The following is a 3,480-nucleotide window of genomic DNA, read 5'->3' on the forward strand; positions in this document are numbered from 1 at the left end:
GCGCGGGCCCTCAAGGACTGAGCAGCGCAGGGAACCCCGAAGGGGCGGGGCGGCCAGGGGGGAGCTCTTTGCTTACTTTCTGGCGGCCCAGAAAGTGAGTCGCCCGCCGGGGCGAAATCCCGGCATGGGCCTGGCCGCAAACCAATCACAACGAGAGGCCTACTGATGACCGATCTCGTCCGCGTCCAATTTCATGTCAACGGCGTCGCCGTCGACAAGCGCGTCCCCACTGACCTGCCTTTGGTCGACTTCCTGCAAGAAGAGTTGCGCCTCTCCGGCACCCGCCTGTGCTGCGGCATCGGCGTCTGCAAGGCCTGCACCGTGGCCGCCCGCCGCGTGCCGAGCAGTCAAGCCCAGCCCCTGCTCGCCTGCTCCACCCCGGTCGCCCTGCTGCAAGGCCAGTCCATCACGACGGTCGAAGGCACCGGCAGCATGGAGAAACCCAGCGCCGTCCAGCAGGCCTTCCTCGACCACTTCGCCTTCCAGTGCGGCTACTGCACGCCCGGCTTCGTCATGGCCACCGAGATGCTGCTCGGCCGCCTGCGCGCGCAGCCCATCCGGCGCGACCAGCTCGACGCGGCGATAGAAGACGCCGTCGGCCAGCACATCTGCCGCTGCACCGGCTACGCCCGCTACCACCAGGCCATCCGTGCCGTCGTGATGGCGGAGCAAGGGCTGGTGAAGTCATGAAGAACGCGCTGTTGCTGACGCTGCTATTGAGCGGTGCCGCGCAGGCCGAGACGCTGTTCGAGTACGGCCGGCAATGTGCCAAGCAGGTCACCGAGATCCCGGCCTTCAGCTGCATGGCCGGCCAGGAGATCCCCATCACCGTCGACGGCCAACCCGTGCCGCCGCAACCCGCACCGGCGCGCTGCGACAAGCCCTCGCTGCTGCCCCAGCACGACGTCGGCAGCCAGGGCCAGTGCGTGCCCGGCAGCCGCGCCCTCGTGCTGCGCGACGACAAGACCGCGCAGATCAGCGCCGTCTGCCGCAAGCAGGTCGCGCGGCCGGCGGGCAGCGCGCTGTTCGACGAGATCAACGTCATCTCGCACAGCATCAAGGACGGCAAGACCTGCTGGTTCACCGCCAAGGCCAAGGCGCCTTTGTCCGAGGCCGCTGGCATCGACGGCCGCTGGGTGCCCTCGCCCAGCACGCTCACGCGCAAGCCGCAGCCAACCAGCCCCGAGGGCGTGCGCGCCCTGCCCGCCGACAAGGTCTGGCAGACGCCCCACCAGGTCGCCTGGAGCCAGCCCGCCTGCATCAACTGCCACGACAGCGGGCCGTTCATGTACTCGCCCTACATCGCGCAGACGACGCAACTGCCCGGCGATCCCTTCGGCGTCTACCAGCCCAACGCCATCGGCGAGGACTTCAAGAAGGCCTGGGCCAAGCTGCACGCCTTCGGCATCACCACGCGCGGCAACACCTGCACCGCCTGCCACCGCATGGGCAACATGAACTCCTGCCGCGTCGCGATGGACCAGTCCACCGGACGCGGGCAGCAGGAGGGCGGCGACGAGTGGTCCAAGAAGTTCCCCCAGTCGCACTGGATGAGCCCCGGCAACCTGCACAGCCAGGCGCAGTGGGACGAGCAATTCAGCGAGAGTTTGAAGAAGTTGGCGGCTTGCTGCGAGGACCCGCAGGGGGCGGGGTGCAAGGTGGTGGACTACGGGCCGAAGCGTGCCCGGCGCTGAAGTGCAACTCAAAGGCAACCACAGAGGCACAGAGTCACAGAGGAATGCAACGAGGTCTTCTCTGTGTCTGTGTCTCTGTGGTTGCATTTCTGTACCCGCTTCATCTGCAGCGCCATGAAATCTCGCAGTCCTTGACCCATCGCAAAGCCTTTGCACCGCCCGCTGACTAGCATCGGCCGCGTCCATTGACAGCGTCCTCGCGTCCTCATGAGTCAAGCCTTGCAACCGTCCCCGTCTTCTTCATCCCAGCCCGCCGCCGTGCCCGTCATCGACCGCGATGCCCGCATGCCCGCGCGCAAGGAGATCCGCTCCTGGCTCACCCCCATCTCGCAGCCGCAGACCCTGCGAGCCGTCGCGCTGCTGCTGCTGGACTGGGTGCTGTTCGTCGCCGCGATCACGGGTGTGGTGCTGTTGCCGGCCTGGTGGATGAAGCTGCCCGTGGCCCTGGCGGCGGGCTTTGTCATCGGGCGGCTGTTCATCATTGGCCACGACGCCTGCCACCAGAGCTACACGCCGCACCGCCGGCTCAACCGCTGGCTGGGGCGCATCGCCTTCCTGCCGTCGCTCACGCCCTACAGCCTGTGGGAAGTGGGGCACAACGTCATGCACCATGGCTTCACCAACCTCAAGGGCAAGGACTTCGTCTGGCAGCCGCTGACGCCAGCGGAGTTCGCCGCGCTGACGCCGGCCCGCCGCCTGCTGGAGCGCGTCTACCGCAGCGGCTGGGCGCCGGGCCTGTACTACTTCATCGAGATGTGGTGGCTGCGCATGCTGTTCCCCAGCAAGCGCTACATGCCGGCGCGCCGTGGCCTGTTCGTGGCCGATGGCGTGTTGGCCGTTGCTGCGGCTGCTGTGTGGGTGGGCGCACTGGTGTGGGCCGCGCAGGCCACCGGCCAGTCGACCTGGGCGCTGATCGCGCTGGGCTTTGCCGTGCCGTTCGCGTTCTGGAACGTGATGATCGGCTTCGTCATCTATGTGCATCACACCCACACCGAGGTGCGCTGGCACGAGGACAAGGCGCAGTGGTCGGCCAGCGACCCCTTCGTGTCGACCACCGTGCACCTGACCTTTCCGTTGAAGATCGGCGGCCTGCTGCACCACATCATGGAGCACACGGCCCATCATGTGGACATGAGCATCCCGCTCTACAAGCTCAAGCAGGCGCAGACCATTCTCGAAACCGCGCTGCCGGGCCGCATCATCGTGCAGCGCTTTTCATGGCGCTGGTACGCGCAGACGGCCAGGCGCTGCAAGCTCTACGACGTGGCCACCGCACGCTGGATGGACTTCAGCGGCCGGGTGTCCGAAGGCACCACCTGGGGACGTGTGGCGCGCTGAGGTAGCGGCCCGCGTTCAGGTCATCAGCTCATCAAGTCGTAAGGCCCGCCGCGCTCCAGCGCCTTTTTGTAGGCCGGCCGCGCGTGGATGCGGGCCAGGAAGTCCTTCAACTTCGGATACTGCTCGATCGCCCCGCTGCGCGCCGCCCAGGCTTCGGCCGCGAAGCTCATCTGCACGTCCGCCGCCGAGAACTCCGCTCCGGCAAACCACGGCCGCGCGCTCAGCTCGCCCTCCACGAACTTCAGCTGCGCATCGATGTTGGGCTGCACGAAGCTGCCCAGCACCTTGTCGGCAATGCCCTTGGCAATCGGCTTGACGAAGAAGGGCATGGGCGCGCGCTTGACCTTGTTGAACACCAGCTTCATCACCAGCGGCGGCATGGCCGAGCCTTCGGCAAAGTGCATGAAGTAGCGGTAGTTCAGCAGGTCCTGCTCGGCCGTGGGCTTGA

Annotated in this window: 4 protein-coding genes; 3 read left to right on the top strand and 1 reads right to left on the bottom strand. The window is 67.0% G+C overall.

The genetic code is table 11. The features are described 5' to 3' along the window. The first annotated feature begins 165 nt into the window (after positions 1–165). The 3 genes from ABIS05_RS07505 (at position 166) to ABIS05_RS07515 (ending at position 3,032) form a co-directional block, all read left to right on the top strand. Positions 166–690: a 2Fe-2S iron-sulfur cluster-binding protein gene (locus ABIS05_RS07505; RefSeq protein ID WP_348010021.1), complete on the top strand. Its 525-nt coding sequence runs from the start codon at positions 166–168 to the stop codon at positions 688–690. Next, positions 687–1,694 carry a hypothetical protein gene (locus tag ABIS05_RS07510; RefSeq protein WP_348010022.1) on the top strand — a complete coding sequence of 336 codons (1,008 nt, stop codon included), beginning with the start codon at positions 687–689 and terminating at the stop codon, positions 1,692–1,694. The genes ABIS05_RS07505 and ABIS05_RS07510 overlap by 4 nt, the downstream gene beginning before the upstream one ends. Positions 1,695–1,901: 207 nt before the next feature. Continuing rightward, positions 1,902–3,032, top strand: a complete 1,131-nt coding sequence (locus tag ABIS05_RS07515; RefSeq protein ID WP_407074832.1) for a fatty acid desaturase — start codon at positions 1,902–1,904, stop codon at positions 3,030–3,032. Between the two features lie 23 nt (positions 3,033–3,055). On the opposite strand, the gene ABIS05_RS07520 is transcribed toward ABIS05_RS07515, so the two are convergent. Further along, on the bottom strand, positions 3,056–3,480 hold a 425-nt coding region (locus tag ABIS05_RS07520; RefSeq protein ID WP_348010023.1), incomplete at its 5' end, for a glutathione binding-like protein.

The organism is Roseateles sp. (assembly GCF_039929605.1).
In the GTDB taxonomy this organism is placed as follows: Bacteria; Pseudomonadota; Gammaproteobacteria; order Burkholderiales; family Burkholderiaceae_C; genus Pelomonas.

Bases quoted from the DNA above. Each gene is read 5' to 3' on its own strand.
- ABIS05_RS07510 (WP_348010022.1), top strand. From the start codon at position 687: ATGAAGAACGCGCTGTTGCTGACGCTGCTATTGAGCGGTGCCGCGCAG.
- ABIS05_RS07505 (WP_348010021.1), top strand. From the start codon at position 166: ATGACCGATCTCGTCCGCGTCCAATTTCATGTCAACGGCGTCGCCGTC.
- ABIS05_RS07515 (WP_407074832.1), top strand. From the start codon at position 1,902: ATGAGTCAAGCCTTGCAACCGTCCCCGTCTTCTTCATCCCAGCCCGCC.